Genomic DNA, 16,367 nt, shown 5'->3' with positions numbered 1-16,367 from the left:
ATGTTAATTGGACAATCACTTCATTATTTTAACATTAATTCCCTTTTTTTATTCGTGATTAGTGCTAAAATCTACCTGTACAAATGTACTGATGAATGGCACCCTCGAAGCCAGATCCTATGCAAGGAGGGTCCTGACCAGCGTTATGAAGTCCGCATGATAAATAAACAGATAACAGAGGATGCGCTATGAACGAAAAACTATTGAAGGATCTATTTTTCAAAGAATATTATTTCTCGGATTTTTATTTTTTTAATGTGGGATACGAGAAGTGTCAGAGCAGGCATCGATTTGGGCCTTCATTACGGGATAACTATATCGTGCACTTTGTGATCGGCGGAAAAGGGCGGTATACCGTGAACGATACAACGCATCACTTGGGTGCGGGGGATTTTTTTCTGATCCGGCCGAATGAACTGGTCGATTATGAAGCGGATGCGGAAAATCCCTGGGAATACTATTGGATAGGATTTTCGGGCAACAAGGTGAAAGAAATCCTGCAGACAAATGGCATCGGCGTTAAAGACTATATTGGGCAAGTTGATACGAAAGAAGCGTTGCGGGAAAAATTCGAGAGTTTTATGCAATCCGATTTCTTTGATGATTCTAAAAAACTAGTAAATCAGGCGCTCTTCTATGACATTTTTTCGTTCTTCAAAATCCATAATGAAGGTGTGGAAATGGAGGTCCGAGTCAGCCAAAGAACGAAATACAGCGAAGCTTTTTTGTTGTACGTGGAAAATAATTATTATCGCGAGGATTTGACGATCGAAGAAATTGCGAAATCGATGTACCTGCATCCTTCCTATTTCAGCCAGGTGATCAAAGAGGAGTTGGGTTTGAACGCCCTCAAATATTTGAACCTGTACCGCATGAACAAAGCCAGCCAACTGTTGAAAACGACGGAATTGTCGATTGAGGAAATCTCAAACGCGGTAGGATATGAGAACCGGCACTCTTTTTCGAGGGCCTTCAAGAGCAGATTTCACAGTTCGCCGACCGAATATAAGGCTGAAAAATAAGACCTACAAAATTGTACCCTGCAGCTAAAATCATGCACTTTTGTTTCAGTGAGAATAAACTATACTGGAGACATCAAATGGAAAAAGGAGCATGGATATGGTTAAAATTTGTTTTATCGGTGCAGGCAGCACGATTTTTGCGAAAAATGTTTTAGGGGACGCGATGTTGACGCCGAGTCTTCAAGATGCAGAGATTGCATTATACGATATTGATGAAAAAAGATTAAACGAATCTGAATTGATGCTTAAGGCTATCAACAAAAACTCGAACCAAAACCGCGCCAACATACAGTCTTTCAGCGACAGGAAAGAAGCTTTGAGAGATGCGAATTTCGTCATCAATGCTATTCAAGTTGGGGGATACAAACCGAGCACTGTGATTGATTTCGAGATTCCCAAAAAATACGGCTTGCAGCAGACAATCGGGGATACTGGCGGTATCGGCGGTATTTTCAGAGGATTGCGCACACTTCCAGTAATGTTTGAATTTGCTAAAGACATGGAGGAGGTTTGTCCGGATGCCTGGTTACTGAACTACACCAATCCGATGGCCATTTTGACGATGGGGATGCTGAAAGGGACGAAGATCAAAACGGTCGGCTTGTGCCACAGTGTTCAAGTTTGTGTGCCGGAATTATTTGAACATCTGGGGATAAAAGATCAATACAATCTGGATGAATTCCAATGGAAAATCGCCGGCATCAACCATATGGCTTGGCTGTTGGAAATCAATCGGAACGGGAAAGATTTCTACCCTGAAATTCACCGACTGGCTTCAACAATCGCTGATCCCCACAAGGATTCTGTGCGCTTTGAATTGATGAAACATTTTGGCTACTATATCACGGAATCCAGCGAGCATAACGCGGAGTACCATCCTTATTTCATCAAAAAGAATTATCCGCAGCTGATTGATCAACTGCAAATCCCGATTGATGAATATTTGCGAAGATGCGTTACCCAAATCGAAGGCTGGGAACTTCAAAGAGAAGAGATCGTCAATAACGGCTCGCTGGAACACACAAGAAGCCGCGAATATGCCTCTTACATCATGGATGCGATTACAACAGGGAATCCGACTGTGATTGCCGGAAATGTTCTCAATAAAGGTCTGATCACGAACTTGCCTGAAGATTGCTGTGTGGAAGTTCCGTGTTTGGTGGACAAAAATGGCGTTCAACCTACCTATGTAGGCAACCTTCCTACGCAACTGGCAGCATTGAATCGCACAAATATCAATGTCCAGGAGTTGGCGGTTGAGGCCGCAATGACACTTGAAAAAGACAAAATCTATCAAGCAGCCTTGTTGGATCCTCATGCGAGTTCAGAACTGTCCATTTCAGAAATAAAAGCAATGGTGGACGAATTGATCGCTGCCCATGGCGATTATCTGCCGACATATAAATGAGAACAAACAAGTGCGCCCAGTCAATCGGTTTTGTCGCATCATAGAGCGTACTTGATATCTTGAAATACAAAAAAACGAAATAAGGAGCAGCCTGTTGGTGCTCTCTATTTCGTTTTTTTATTTATTTGGAACTAGGTTTCGCATGTTTCGGATGCTCGTGGTTGGCCTGAGAAATTTCCCGGGAAATGGTAAAAAGGCCAGTGTGAGAACGCTTTCCCTAAAGGGGTTCATCTTATTGTGGGGCCCTTTTACCCGTGCTATAGTAGTCACATGAAAAGGATTTCAAAAAACAAAAGGAGATGAAAAATGATGATGCAGAAATTGCAACGCTTTGGTGGCGCCATGTTTACACCTGTTTTATTATTCGCTTTTGCAGGGATTATCTTGTCGCTTTCGATCATGTTCCAAAATGAAATGTTGGTTGGTGGAATCGCAGCGGAAGGGACAATATGGAAAAACTTCTGGGCGGTAGTTGAATCCGGTGGGTGGACAGTTTTTAATCAGATTGAGTTATTATTCGTTATTGGTTTGCCTATGGGATTGGCGCAAAAAGCAAATGCTCGCGCAGCTTTGGAGTCGTTCGTTGTTTATACCACATTCAACAACTTCTTAAGCAAAATTCTTCAGCTGATGGGACCGACGTTCAATGTTGACTTCACCCAAGAAGTCGGCGGCAACAGTGGCCTGAAAATGATTGCCGGGACTAAGACGCTGGATACCAATTTAATCGGCGCAATCTTGATTGCAGCTATTGTTGTTTGGATCCACAATCGTTACTTTGAAAAGAAATTGCCTGATTGGATCGGTATTTTCCAAGGTTCTTCGCTAGTCGTGATTATCGGGTTCTTCCTGATGCTGCCTATAGCATTTTTGACGGCTTGGATTTGGCCAATCATCCAAAGCGGTATCGGATCAGCACAAGGATTCATGGCCAGTTCCGGTACATTCGGCGTTTGGTTGTACGTGTTCCTCGAAAGGATTTTGATTCCGACGGGCTTGCATCACTTCATTTACCAACCGTTCATTTTTGGGCCAGCGGTAGTCGAAGGTGGGTTGACCGCTGCTTGGTTGGAAAACCTGAATACATTCGCGCAGTCGACTCAGCCTTTGAAAGAGTTATTCCCTGAAGGTGGGTTCGCTTTGCATAATGTTTCCAAACTGTTCGCACCGCTGGGGATTGCAGCTGCCTTCTATACGACAGCCAGTCCTGAGAAGCGTAAAAAAACATTGGCACTGTTGATTCCGACGGCGTTGACCGCCATTCTTTCCGGGATCACGGAACCGTTCGAATTCACGTTCCTTTTCATCGCACCGCAGTTGTTCTTGGTTCATGCTTTATTGGCGGCAACTTTAGGCGCGACTGTATATGCTTTCGGAGTTGTCGGAGATATCGGTGGTGGGTTGATCACAAACCTGTCGCAGTTCATCATTCCGATGTCGATCAATCATATGGGATCAGTCCTAACCCTATTCGCAGTCGGCTTTACTTTCAGTGTCATCTACTTCTTTGTGTTCCGATTCGCCATTCTGAAATATGACCTGAAAACACCTGGGCGTGAAGATGCGGAAGAAGTCAAGATGTACAGCAAACAAGAGTATCGGGAAAAGCAAGCCAAGAAAAATGCTGGCGAGCTGGCAGGCAATCCGTACTCTGTGAGAGCTGCGCATTATATGGAAGCGTTAGGCGGCGTGGATAACATTGTCGAGGTGAACAACTGTGCGACAAGGCTACGTGTGACAGTGGCAGATGAAGCACTGGTGGCAACGGATGCGGAATTCAAGCAAGGCGGCGCCCATGGACTCGTCAGAAATGGAAAGGCGTTCCAAGTGATTGTGGGGCTGGATGTTCCGCAAGTCAGGGAAGCATTCGATCAGCTGGTCGAACAAAGGCCGATTTAACAACATATCCAATAGATTTATCATCATACATTTAAGTTAACAGGAGAAAGGGAGAATAAACATGGAATTAAAAAAACAATCGATCGCTATCGCAGGCGGAGGCAGCACGTTTACACCAGGGATCATCATGATGTTATTGGAGAATCTGGAGATTTTTCCGATCAGACAAATCAAGTTCTATGACAATGACCCGGAGCGACAAAAGCAAATCGCGGATGCATGCGAAATTATCCTGAAAGAACGTGCACCTGAAATCACTTTTGTTGCAACTACTGATCCCGAAACTGCTTTTACAGATGTCGATTTCGTAATGGCCCATATCCGCGTCGGAAAATATGCGATGCGTGAGAAAGATGAAAAAATTCCTTTGAAATACGGCGTCATCGGCCAAGAGACTTGTGGACCGGGCGGGATTGCGTACGGCATGCGTTCGATCGGGGGCGTGTTGGAATTGGTGGATTACATGGAGCAATATTCTCCGAACGCATGGATGCTGAACTACTCCAATCCAGCAGCGATTGTAGCGGAAGCGACGCGTAAACTGCGTCCGAACAGCAAAATCATCAACATATGCGACATGCCGGTAGGTATCGAACATCGCATGGCGGAAATTCTTGGAATGAAGTCCCGCAAAGAACTTTCCATCCGCTACTATGGATTGAACCACTTCGGATGGTGGACAGATATCCGTGATAAAGACGGCAATGATCTGATGCCTGCAATCCAAAAGCATGTCAAAGAGCATGGCTATCTCACGCCTGCCGAGCTGGAAGGAAAGGGCAGCGAGGAAGTCGAAGCAAGCTGGGTGCACACATTCGGAAAAGCTAAAGAAGTTTATCCACTGGATCCAAAAACCTTGCCGAACACTTATTTGAAGTACTACTTATTCCCACAAGATGAAGTCGAAAAAGCCAACCCTGAATATACCCGCGCAAACGAGGTGATGGATCACCGCGAGAAGATGGTCTTTGGGGAATGCAACCGCATTGCGCAACTAGGGACTGCGGTAAATTCCGAACTGGAAATGGACGATCACGCTTCTTACATTGTCGACTTGGCTCGGGCGATTGCGTACAATACAAAAGAGCGCATGCTGCTGATTGTGCCAAATAATGGGGCAATCTCCAATTTTGATCCGACAGCGATGGTGGAAATTCCGTGTATCGTTGGTTCGAACGGTCCGGAACCACTTGTTCAAGGTGAAATCCCTCGTTTCCAAAAAGGCTTGATGGAACAGCAAGTCGCTGTAGAAAAACTGGTAGTGGAAGCCTGGGAAGAAGGCTCCTACCAAAAATTATGGCAGGCACTGACTGTTTCCCGCATCGTACCAAATGCGCGGGTAGCCAAAAACATTCTGGATGATTTCATTGCCGTCAACACAGAGTTTTGGCCAACTCTAAACTAAGAGTTCCTTCCTGAAACAGACACTTCATATGATACAATAGAGTCGCAAACCAAAGAGAGTTGCTCTTGGTAGGCGACTCTTTGTTTTCGGAGGGATAGGGATGGAATTAGAAGGCATCATCAACGAGCACTTCAACGAACTTAATGAAAATGAAAAAGCCATTATTGAATATATCATCAGGAATAAGGCGAATTGCCAAGAGATGACCATCATTGAATTGGCGAAAGAGACGCTGACGTCGAAATCATCCATCCTGCGCTTGACGCAAAAGATGGGATTCAGCGGGTACAGTGAGTTCAAATACAGCATCCGAAAAGATATTTCCAAGAAAAACGTCACCGGAGAAAAACAAGATCTTTACAGTCTGCAGATCAAAGACATTGAAGCGACAAAGAAAATTTTTGAACAAACTGAATTGACACCCATTCTGAAGCAATTGCATGAAGCAAATCGGATTTATTGTTATGGGACAGGCTGGGGACAGCGCAACGTTTTGGCCGACTTCTTACGCTCTATGATTGCTGTCGGTAAATATCCTGTTGTTCTTGAAGCCAAAAGGGAACTAGAAATGGCATCCAAAAGCGATATCCAGCCGACGGATTTATTGATAGTTGTCTCTCTGAGCGGCGATATCCGCGAAGTCGAAAAAGAAATGGGCATTTTGAAACTAAAAGGCATTCCGATTGTCTCGATTACTAGCTTGAGCAATAACAGCTTAGCGTCTTTAGGAAAGTATAATCTGTATTTCCAAAGCACCCCGGTCATGCAGGGTGACACCGAAATTGTTTCCTTCCTACCCATCCACCTGACTTTGGACAGCCTGTACAGGAAATATGTGGACTACACAAACCTCCTGCTCAAGCAGTGACGCCAGAGCGGGTAACGCTGTGACTTAGCCCGCCAAACTTGATTTGGCGGGCTTTTCGGTCCGCATTTCAGGGCGCCCCCGCCTTCGTGCCCAACAAGACTAAATAGAAAAAGAAGATCTACCTCGCGCGAGGTAGATCTTCTTTCTTTCAAATGTATCAAGCTCAAGCGTACGTTACCGCAACCCCATAATGGTCGGACACGCCAGGCAACTTCTTACCATCAAACTTAACTTCGTAGGTTTCGACCGCTTGCGGTTGATCCGAGAAGATGTAGTCGATGCGCAAAGGCAATTCGTTTCCTTCCCAGCCGTCGATCGCCGGTGGAACGGTTGCGGATCCTTCTCGCGTTGCTGCGCCGGCGTAGGCATCCTGCCAGCCGGCATTCGTGATCAGGTCGTAACCTTCGTTGCGGACATCGGCTGGGTTGTTGACGTCACCCATGACATAAATGGGCTTGATGCCGCGCAGCTTTTTGACGGCTGCCTCAACTGAATTCCACTCTCGCAAGAACGGATTTTCTTCTTCCTCTTTCCACCAGGACAGGTGGACGGAGACGAAAGCTGCGGCTTCGGTCTCGAGGACCAAAGCGCGGCGGGTGTGGATGCTTTCGAAATCATTGACTATAGAAAGTTGGACCTGATCGACTGACTGAATCGGCGCTTTGCTGAGGATGGCGACTCCTTCATCGAAACGGAAGTAGCCTTGGTGGCACGGCACCCAGGACCAATGGTAGGAAAGGCCTTTCTCCGCCAGAGCCTTTACCAAGAAATAGGCGAAGTTATCCGATTTGATCGGGATTTCATTCTGAGTGGGCAGATAGCCTTCCGGTTCACTGATGACCGGCCCGGAAGAGAGTTGATTCACTTCCTGCAGGGCGATTGCGTCATATTGGTTTTCCAGGATGTCGGCAACAAGCGGGGCAAACAGGCTAGGGTCGGCTGTTTGAACCCAGCTGTAAGTATTCAAAGTCAGTAGTTTCATGTGGTCCTCACCTTTCTATTTTCCTAATAAATCTATTATATCAGATTTCAGGACATCTGCTTGAGGGCCGTACACGACTTGGATGCCTTTTCCTTTGCGGATGACACCGCGTGCGCCCAATGTGGACCATTTTTTATCTTCCGCGACTTGTGTTTCATCTTTCACCGTTACGCGCAAACGTGTCATACACGCATCGACTTCAGAAATGTTGTCTTGTCCGCCGAATGCGCCGATGATGTTCCAAACAAGTTTGTCGTTATCGGATGCATCAGCGTTGCCTGCCGTTGTTGCAGGTGAAGGAGCAGCTTCTTCGCCTTCACCATCGAAGTCGGTATAGTTACCCAAACGGCCTGGTGTTGCGAATTTGAAGCGTTTGATCATGAAGTTGGCAACGAAGTACATAATGACAGCAAAAGCGAGCGTCACCCAGATGTAGTTGACAACATCCAACCATAAGCCGGCTTTCAAGGACATCGGGATGCGCGTCAGGAATTCCAGTGTACCGAAGGAGTGGACGCGCAGGCTGATGATGTCGGCCATTGCAAAAGCGACTCCTTGCAGGACTGCGTAAACGCCGTAAAGTAGCGGTGCAGCGAACATGAACATGTACTCAAGCGGTTCAGTTACGCCCGTCAGGAAAACAGCGATGGCTGCCGAGAAGAACATAGATTTGTATTTTGGACGTTTGTCGGCATCGACATTGCGGTACATTGCATATGCCAATCCCATCAAACTGCCGGCAGCGCCGATCATTTGGCCGACTTTAAAGCGGGCCGGAGTGAATGCGCTAAGCAACTCGTTGTAGCCTGCGGTATCGCCAGTATTGTTCAAATTCACCAAATCGCTGGCCCAAGCCAACCATAGAGGATCTTGTCCGAACACTTGCGAACCTGCAGCGGCGCCCGTCAAAATTGTGTAGGTTCCGCCCAAAGAAGTGTAGTTCATCGGAATCGTCAGCATATGGTGCAGACCGAACGGCAACAACAGACGCTCCAGCGTACCGTATACGAACGGCGCTAAGATCGGTGCTGTATCCGCGGAGTCTGCGATCCAAATCCCAAAATTATTGATGCCGGTCTGAACGACTGGCCAGATGATTGCCAAGACAAGGGAAATAACAACGGATCCACCGATGACGACGAAAGGCACGAAGCGTTTGCCGTTAAAGAAGGACAATGCTTCCGGCAGTTTGCGGTAGTTGTAGTATTTATTGAAGATAACCGCACCGACAAAACCGGCGATGATGCCGACGAAAACGCCCATATTCAAAGCGGGTGCGCCCAAAACGTTAGTGAAGTAGCCGTTCACCAAGATATCTTGGCCGAACAATGTTTTGGTTGTTGCGCCGTCAGTAGCCAACATATCCGCGGTCACTCCGAAAAGTTTACCGGTCGTGCGGTTGATCAGGATGAATGCAAGCAGTGCTGCGAAGGCTCCGCCAGCACGCTCTTTCGCCCAAGATCCCCCGATGGCGACAGCGAACAGGATATGCAGGTTGACGATGACAGCCCAGCCCAGGTCTTCGATAACCCCAGCCGTTGTCAGCAACAATTGGACATCCCCCGAGAACATAGCGATCATTTTACCGATACTGATCATCAAACCAGCTGCCGGCATGACCGCGATAACGACCATCAAAGCTTTACCAAATTTTTGCCAAAAATCGAACGTAAATATTTTTTTCATTTTAAAACTCCTCTCAAAAATTATTAGTGCAATCGATTGCAACACTTACGATTCGAAGTATAGAGCATATTCAAAAATTATGCAAGCGTTCTATTTGAGAATAATTCGGTTTTTCTAACGGATATTCAGCGAATAGATGAAGGGAAAGGTTCACAGCGCGGTAAATAACACGACAAAAATAATAATGCAACTTTTGCATTGACAATGCAACCGATTGCACTTAAACTAAGGGGGAAGAACAAATAAGGGGGAACAAATGATGACACAACAAATTTTTGAGATCGATCCATGGAAAGTGACAACCAAACAATTAGATAAAGAAAACCGCCGCCTGCAGGAAAGTTTGACCAGCCTCGGCAACGGCTATATGGGCATGCGCGGAAACTTCGAGGAAGCCTACTCGGGCGATCACCATCAAGGCACCTATGTGGCGGGCGTCTGGTATCCCGACAAAACACGCGTTGGTTGGTGGAAAAACGGTTATCCGGAATATTTCGGAAAAGTGATTAATGCGATGAATTTCCTGTACATGCACATCTTTGTGGACGGGGAAGAAATCGATCTGCATAAGGATGAAACGAAAGACTTTTCCTTGACGTTGGATATGGAAAAAGGCCGCTTGGAACGTTTCTTTACGGTAGTGAAGAACGGTAAAGAAGTCACGGTCCATTTCACACGCTTCCTGAGCATCGACATCAAAGAGCTTTGCGCCATCAAAGTGGAAATCACAGCTTCAGAAAATGCTGCTATCCGCATCGAAAGCGCTCTGGACGGGAATGTACAAAACGAGGATGCCAACTATGATGAAATGTTCTGGGAATGGGTTGAACAGACTGACGATACGTTGGTCGTAGAAACGATCCCGAACAACTTCGGCATCGAACGCTTCAGCGTGGCCGCCACGATGCACCATAAAGCGACAGGTTTCGCGCAAAAAGGCAACAACAGCAAAGAGTTGTTCGTCTCCCAAGTATTCGAAGGGGAAACCGGAAACGGCCAAGTCCTTTCATTAGAGAAATACGTGACGCTGACAACGAGCCGCGATCATGCGAAGGACCAACTTGCAGCAATTGCCGAAGAAATCTACGCCACAAAAGTCGCTGGTCAAAGTTTTGAGGAATTGGAAGCAAAACAAGCAAATCTGTGGACAAACCGCTGGGAACTGGCGGATGTCGAAATCGGCGGCGATGACGAAGCGCAACAAGGCATCCGTTTCAACCTGTTCCAACTGTTCTCAACCTATTATGGGGAAGATGAACGCCTGAACATCGGACCGAAAGGCTTCACCGGTGAAAAATACGGCGGCGCTACTTACTGGGATACGGAAGCTTACGGCGTGCCGTTCTACTTGGCGGTCACTGAACCGGAAGTCACCCGCAATCTCTTGAAATACCGCCACAACCAATTGCCGGGAGCTTTCCACAATGCCGCGCAACAAGGATTGAAGGGCGCGTTGTATCCGATGGTGACCTTCACCGGCGTGGAGTGCCACAATGAATGGGAAATCACTTTTGAGGAAATCCACCGTAACGGTGCGATCCCTTACGCAATCTACAATTACACAGCTTATACAGGTGATGAAAGCTACTTGGCTGAAGAAGGGCTGGAAGTGCTCAGCGCCGTCAGCCGTTTCTGGGCGGACCGCGTACACTTCTCGCAGAACAAGCAACGCTACATGATCCACGGCGTGACCGGGCCAAACGAATACGAAAACAACATCAACAACAACTGGTACACAAACCGCTTGGCCGTCTGGGTGCTGCGTTATACTTTGGAAAGCCTGGAGAAATATCCGGAACGCGCAGAAGCGTTGGGCATCACCGCAACCGAAAAAGAACAATGGCAGGATATCATCGACAACATGTACTTCCCGTACGATGAAGAGCGCCAAGTTTTCGTGCAGCATGATACCTTCCTGGACAAGGATCTGAAACCGGTCAGCGCGCTGGACAAAGCAGATTTGCCGTTGAACCAACACTGGTCATGGGACAAGATTTTGCGTTCTTGCTTCATCAAGCAAGCCGACGTCCTGCAAGGGATCTACCTGTTCGGTGACGAATTCACGATGGAAGAAAAAGAACGCAACTTCGACTTCTACGAGCCGATGACCGTGCATGAATCAAGCTTGTCGCCATGCATCCACGCCATCCTTGCGGCAGAACTGAACAAGGAAGAAAAAGCTGTGGATCTTTACCGCCGCACCGCTCGCTTGGATCTGGACAACTATAACAACGATACCGAAGACGGCTTGCACATCACATCGATGACCGGCAGCTGGTTGACGATCGCGGAAGGCTTCGCCGGCATGCGCGCCAAAGACGGTCTGCGTTTTGCGCCATTCTTGCCGAAAGACTGGACGCACTACCAATTCCACATCAACTACCGCGGCCGCTTGATCCTGATTGCAGTGAACGAAGAGATCGTCAGCCTGACCTTGGTGAAGGGCGAAGCGTTACCTGTCCGCATCTATGATGAAGAGTTGCAGCTGAAAGATGAAATCAAAGTCGCACTGAAAAAGACCGTGTCCGTATGAGCGACACCAAAGGAGAAAAAGAAATGTTGAAAGCAGTATTGTTTGATTTGGACGGCGTGATCACCGACACCGCCAAGTTCCATTTTTTGGCCTGGCGTGACCTCGGAGCGGAGTTGGGGATCACCGTCGACGAAGCCTTCAATGAAGAACTGAAGGGCGTCAGCCGGATGGATTCTTTGGAGCGCATCCTCGCATACGGTGGCTTGGCTGATAAGTATTCTTTGGCTGAAAAAGAAGCCCTCTGCACAAAGAAAAATGACCATTATCTGGAATTGATCCAGGAAATGACACCTGCGGACATCCTGCCAGGGATCCTGCCGCTTTTGGAAGAATTGCGCGAAGCGGGTCTGAAGACGATCATTACCTCAGCCAGCAAGAACGCACCCGGCATCCTGGCGTTGCTGCAGGTGAAGGACTACTTCGACGGCATCGTCGATCCGGCTTCAGTAGCTGCAGGCAAACCGGCTCCGGACATCTTCTTGGCCGGTGCGGAGCTTGCAGGCGTGCAACCAGCCGAGTGCATCGGTGTGGAAGATGCCGCTTCAGGCGTGGACGCCATCAAAGCTGCGAATATCACCGCGGTTGCGATCGGCGATGCAGCTGTGCTGGGTCATGCCGACCGCGTCTTGGCGGGCACGAGTGAATTGTCGCTTGCCGTCTTGCGCGATACCTGGGAGCAGGCGATTTAAAATGGGCAGCATAACGATCCGCGAATGGGGCAGCATCGGAACGGAAAAAGTCATGCGCATCACCTTGAGCCAGCCGAACGGGATGTCTGTCAGTTGCATCAACTACGGCGCCCGGCTGATCCGTTTGCTTGTCCCGGACCGGGAAGGTCAGAGCGAAAATGTTGTCCTGGGCTTGGCTGATGCTGAAGCCTACGGAAACGACCGGGCTTCTTTCGGTGCCACCGTCGGACCGGTTGCCGGCCGGATCGCTGAAGGTAGATGGGGTGCAGTGCAACTCGAGCAGAATGCCGGCGAACACCATATCCACGGAGGCAATAGTGGCTGGGGCCAACAGTTCTGGGACTTTACGACCGAAGAGACGGCAGAAGCCATAACCGTCACTTTCTCGTTGGAATCAACTCGGGAAGTGGTCGGCTATCCCGGCCGACTGCAGGCGAAAGTCAGCTATTCTTTGGATGCAGAAGGATGCCTGACGATCACGATGGAAGGGGTCAGCTGTGACCCTGAAGAAACGCTGTTCAATCCGACCAGTCATATTTATTTCAACTTGAGTGGCGACGCCAAACGTTCAATAACCGACCATACTTTGCAGCTGGCCTGTGAGGAAGTGCTGGAGTTGGATGCCGACAAGCTTCCGACCGGGGCGAAACAAGCGGTGGTGGGGACGGCTTTCGATTTCCGCGAACCGACTGTCATCGGCGAAGCCATCCGCAAGCGTCCAGAAGGTTTCGATGATGTTTTCCTGATGCAGCCGGATCGACAGCCGCAGCTGATTCTCCATGATGAGGAGAGTGGCCGGGAAATGACATTGTCCAGCAACCGCAGCAGCATTGTGCTTTTTTCGACGACGGACATGAACGAACCGTACCTTGTGAACGGCCGTCCGATGCGGAGCCAGCTGGGCTTGGCGATCGAGGCGCAGGAAGTGCCGGATGCCATCCACCATCTGGGCTGGGACAATATCGTCCTGGCGCCAAATACTTTGGCGATAAGGGTTCAAAATTACACTTTTAAATGGTAATCTTAGGATACAAAATGAACTCTGAGGAAAATGCCTATGACAGTTACGATAAAAGATGTCGCCAGAGAAGCGGGCGTCGCGACTTCAACCGTTTCACGCACGTTGAAGGACAGTCCGCTGATCAGCGAAAACACAAAAGTGAAAGTGCGCCAAGCGATGCAGAAACTGGGCTACACGCCCAACTTCGCTGCCCAGAACCTGGCCAATAAGTCCACGCAGACGATCGGCGTGATCCTGCCGGTGGCGACGATGGGAAATCCTGCGCAAAACCCGCTCTTCCTGGAGATGATTCAGGAAATCGGCGTCGTCTGCAATGAACAGAAATACATGATTTCTTTGGCTACCGGGAAAACGATGGCAGAACTGAAGGAAAGCGTGCGCCTGATGCACCAACGCAAACTGGTCGACGGCTTCATCCTATTGTATTCGGAGGCGAAGGACCCAATCCGCAAGTTCTTGCATGAGGAAAAGATCCCATATGCTTTGCTGGGGAAACCCGATGTCTACGAGAACGAAACGATCTATATCGATAACGATAATCGCCTGTCCGGCAAGACTGCGACTGACTGCTTGATCCGGCATGGGCACCAACGGATCGGCTATGTCGGTTTGACGCCTTCCCAAATGGTCGATAAGGAGCGCTATAAAGGCTATTCCGATGCCTTACGCGACGCCGAATTGGCCGTCCATCCGGAACTCTATTTCGAAACACCGGACAATTTCATGGCTTTCCAAGAGTTCCTAGAAGAGACCAAACCGACCGGACTTGTCGTCGGCGATGACCGTTTGGCCTTGCGGGTCCTGCAGTATCTGCAGCTGGACAAGTACAAAGTGCCGGATGACATTTCCCTCGTCAGCTTCAACAATTCCGTCTTTGCGACCCTGTCCCATCCATTCCTGACGACAATCGACATCCATGTCCAGGAACTGGCGAGACAAGCCGCCGCCCTTCTGATCCGCCAACTCAACGAACCGAGCGCCTTGCTGCCGAAAATGATCGTGCCGCATGAAGTGATCGAAAGAGAAACGGTTATGCGGGTGCGGGGAGAGTAAGTCCTCAATAGATAAATTCTTTAAAACAGCAAGCTCTTAATTTCCGATATCCTATCGGAGACTAAGGACTTGCTGCTTTTATTTTTGGGCTAAAGCCAAGAGTGCCTCATGTATAATCCAAGAATGATTTGGTCAGGAACTTCAGGAATTGCTGGGCTTCCGGGGTGATGTTTTCTCTTGTTCTTTTGATCCAGCCCATTTTGATGAGGACGTCGTAATTTTCGATAGGGATGGTTCTGATGCCGTGTTCCAGAAAATCTGCTGGCTGATTCCGGGGCCAAACCGGAAAACATCCGTATTCTTCAGCATCGTCAGGATGGTGGAAGTTTCGTTCACAAAGAAAACCTTTTCGAACTCGGTCAATTTCACACCGTCTATTTCCGGGTAGTGGCTCAAGTTGGAATAATAATCATCCGGTTTTCGGATGACCGGGAAGGCTTTAAGCTCCCTTATGTTAGTTTAAGTGAGGGTGCTTACCTTTAAAGCTTAGTGGGAGTTCGGTATTTAACTGGACTTAAACTAGCCATTTTTTGTTTTCCATAAAAGGTAGTTGAAAACTAAATGAAATAAACAGCGAATAAGCGACTTGTAAAAAGATATCAGCAATTATAATGAGGCAGTTGGATATAGCGCTGTAACCGTATAATAAGTCAATAAGCTAAAATTTGGGCATTTTGGTGCATGAGTAGTATGATGAAGTTACTAATAATTAGTATTATGAGGAGTGGTAGGATGACAGCATATGAATTACCAAAAGTATGGCAGTGGAAAGAAGAGAATTCAAATAAAGTTGGAAACCGTCCAACAGCCGGCAGTCGTTTCGAACAAAAATTACCAGTCGGAGATGCTCCGTTCCAACTCTATTCATTAGGAACACCGAATGGCATTAAAGTTACGATCATGTTCGAAGAGCTGAAAGAATTGGGTGTAGAGGGTGCAGATTATGACTTATACACTATTAACATTGGGGAAGGCGACCAGTTTGGTTCGGATTTCGTCGAGATTAATCCTAATTCTAAAATTCCAGCCCTTGTTGACCAAAGTCAAAGTCCGCGTTTGGAAATTTTTGAATCAGGTTCCATTCTGCTTTATTTAGCGGAGAAATTTAATCAACTGATTCCAACTGATATCCATGGCCGGACCGAAACCCTTAATTGGTTATTCTGGCAAACAGGGGCAGGTCCTTATGTTGGTGGAGGATTTGGCCACTTTTTTGCTTATGCTCCAGAACCTATGCAATACCCGATTGATCGCTTCACGATGGAAACGAAACGTCAGCTGGATTTACTCGATAAAACCTTAGCGCAACGACCTTACATCGCTGGTGATGCCTATACCATAGCAGATATTGCCATCTGGTCTTGGTACGGTCGTTTAGCTTTAGGAAAATTATATGAAGGATCATACGAATTTTTAAATCTGGATGAATACCCTCATCTCTTGGAATGGTCTCAGCGCATTGCAGAACGACCAGGCGTTCAAAAAGGTCTGGCAGCGGAGTCTCAACCGCTTGAGAAGTAGTTCAAGAAAACAAATCATTGAGTTTTCTCCTTATGTAGAACTAAACCTCATTTAGACATAGTGCGGAGAACCGATCAAGATGTTGAGTAGGGAAGAGCGGGAGGAGAAAATACTCAAAAAATAAACCATCAACTTTCCTATGAGAGTTGATGGTTTTTGTATTCCGAGAATGATCCGGTCAGCAATTTCAGAAAGCGTCTGCATAAATTAATTACTTTTGTCAATTTACATACGTGACAAAAGTATATAGACTGTGAGGTGGGAGAGTGATGGGATGCGG

At 47.6% G+C, this 16,367-nt stretch carries 12 protein-coding genes; 10 read left to right on the top strand and 2 right to left on the bottom strand.

Features of this window, described 5'->3' with window-relative positions; translation table 11 throughout:
* Positions 1-188: 188 nt before the first annotated feature.
* The 5 genes from AC0J5I_RS03635 (at position 189) to AC0J5I_RS03615 (ending at position 6,602) form a co-directional block, all read left to right on the top strand.
* Positions 189-1,022: an AraC family transcriptional regulator gene (locus AC0J5I_RS03635; RefSeq protein ID WP_475303796.1), complete on the top strand. Its 834-nt coding sequence runs from the start codon at positions 189-191 to the stop codon at positions 1,020-1,022.
* 97 nt (positions 1,023-1,119) lie between these two features.
* Positions 1,120-2,430: an alpha-galactosidase gene (gene melA / locus AC0J5I_RS03630; protein WP_475303792.1), complete on the top strand. Its 1,311-nt coding sequence runs from the start codon at positions 1,120-1,122 to the stop codon at positions 2,428-2,430.
* A gap of 309 nt (positions 2,431-2,739) precedes the next feature.
* Complete coding sequence (locus AC0J5I_RS03625) at positions 2,740-4,329, top strand: alpha-glucoside-specific PTS transporter subunit IIBC (RefSeq protein ID WP_475305489.1); 1,590 nt, start codon at positions 2,740-2,742, stop codon at positions 4,327-4,329.
* Positions 4,330-4,390: 61 nt separating this feature from the next.
* Positions 4,391-5,734 (top strand): 6-phospho-alpha-glucosidase, encoded by a 1,344-nt coding sequence (locus AC0J5I_RS03620; RefSeq protein ID WP_475303787.1) that lies wholly within the window; start codon positions 4,391-4,393, stop codon positions 5,732-5,734.
* A gap of 100 nt (positions 5,735-5,834) precedes the next feature.
* Positions 5,835-6,602 carry a MurR/RpiR family transcriptional regulator gene (locus AC0J5I_RS03615; RefSeq protein WP_475303783.1) on the top strand — a complete coding sequence of 256 codons (768 nt, stop codon included), beginning with the start codon at positions 5,835-5,837 and terminating at the stop codon, positions 6,600-6,602.
* Between the two features lie 163 nt (positions 6,603-6,765).
* Here AC0J5I_RS03615 and AC0J5I_RS03610 read toward each other — a convergent pair whose 3' ends face one another.
* Together AC0J5I_RS03610 and AC0J5I_RS03605 are read right to left on the bottom strand one after the other, a co-directional pair.
* The gene (locus AC0J5I_RS03610; protein WP_475303779.1) at positions 6,766-7,584 is read right to left on the bottom strand and encodes an endonuclease/exonuclease/phosphatase family protein; all 819 of its coding nucleotides are present in this window, start codon (positions 7,582-7,584) and stop codon (positions 6,766-6,768) included.
* A gap of 15 nt (positions 7,585-7,599) precedes the next feature.
* A complete protein-coding gene (locus AC0J5I_RS03605; protein ID WP_475303774.1) occupies positions 7,600-9,270 on the bottom strand; it encodes a PTS transporter subunit IIBC in 1,671 nt (556 codons plus the stop codon).
* A 256-nt stretch (positions 9,271-9,526) separates the two neighbouring features.
* On the opposite strand from AC0J5I_RS03605, the gene AC0J5I_RS03600 reads away from it, so the two are divergent.
* The 5 genes from AC0J5I_RS03600 (at position 9,527) to yghU (ending at position 16,087) form a co-directional block, all read left to right on the top strand.
* Positions 9,527-11,803 (top strand): glycoside hydrolase family 65 protein, encoded by a 2,277-nt coding sequence (locus tag AC0J5I_RS03600; RefSeq protein WP_475303771.1) that lies wholly within the window; start codon positions 9,527-9,529, stop codon positions 11,801-11,803.
* A gap of 23 nt (positions 11,804-11,826) precedes the next feature.
* The gene (gene pgmB / locus AC0J5I_RS03595; protein WP_475303769.1) at positions 11,827-12,492 is read left to right on the top strand and encodes a beta-phosphoglucomutase; all 666 of its coding nucleotides are present in this window, start codon (positions 11,827-11,829) and stop codon (positions 12,490-12,492) included.
* Position 12,493: 1 nt separating this feature from the next.
* The gene (locus tag AC0J5I_RS03590) at positions 12,494-13,513 is read left to right on the top strand and encodes an aldose epimerase family protein (protein WP_475303766.1); all 1,020 of its coding nucleotides are present in this window, start codon (positions 12,494-12,496) and stop codon (positions 13,511-13,513) included.
* A 36-nt stretch (positions 13,514-13,549) separates the two neighbouring features.
* Positions 13,550-14,566: a LacI family DNA-binding transcriptional regulator gene (locus AC0J5I_RS03585; protein WP_107996088.1), complete on the top strand. Its 1,017-nt coding sequence runs from the start codon at positions 13,550-13,552 to the stop codon at positions 14,564-14,566.
* Positions 14,567-15,298: 732 nt separating this feature from the next.
* The gene (yghU, locus tag AC0J5I_RS03580) at positions 15,299-16,087 is read left to right on the top strand and encodes a glutathione-dependent disulfide-bond oxidoreductase (protein WP_475303758.1); all 789 of its coding nucleotides are present in this window, start codon (positions 15,299-15,301) and stop codon (positions 16,085-16,087) included.
* The last annotated feature ends 280 nt before the right edge of the window (positions 16,088-16,367 follow it).

The sequence above is a fragment of the Trichococcus sp. TS_SC_9 genome (assembly GCF_056156325.1).
Note: the sequence above shows the minus strand (reverse complement) of the source record. Positions and strands in the feature narration are given on the sequence as shown.